At 51.2% G+C, this 506-nt stretch carries 1 protein-coding gene; it reads right to left on the reverse strand.

The genetic code is table 11. The features are described 5' to 3' along the window. Positions 1 to 3: 3 nt before the first annotated feature. Positions 4 to 506: DeoR/GlpR family DNA-binding transcription regulator (locus AC1DUO_RS26205; protein WP_477989670.1), on the reverse strand; the 503-nt coding region annotated here is incomplete at its 5' end.

Below are 506 nucleotides of genomic sequence, written 5' to 3' on the forward strand. Positions count from 1 at the left end.
AGATTAAACAACAATAATCTCTGTCGATGTTTGTTGGAGCGCCTGCTGCACATCATCGCTGATAGCGGAGTCAGTAATGATGGTGTCGATTTTTTCCATAGGCAGCACCAGGTTATATCCGCGTCGGCCAAATTTAGTGGAATCAGTCACCACGACAACACGCTGAGCGGCATCAGCCATAATACCGCTGATACTATAGCCTTCATTAAATGTGGTGATCCCTGTGGCCGCGTCGAGGCCATCAGCGCCGACAAACATGAGGTTAGCGACGATGCCCTGCAACGCATATTCCGTGATGTTGCCATGTAGCGAGCGCGTTTTGTGGCGTAGTGTTCCGCCGCAAACGACCAGAGTGATATCCGGGTTTTCTGATAATACAAACGCAGCCGGTAAGTTGTTAGTAATGACAGTGATATCACCCGCTTTCACTAACTCCTCAGCCAGCAGCATGGTCGTGCTGCCACTGTCGAGGATCACGGTATCCCCCGGTTTAACCAACCCCGCGG

Source organism: Rahnella sp. P4_A8 (genome assembly GCF_056402435.1).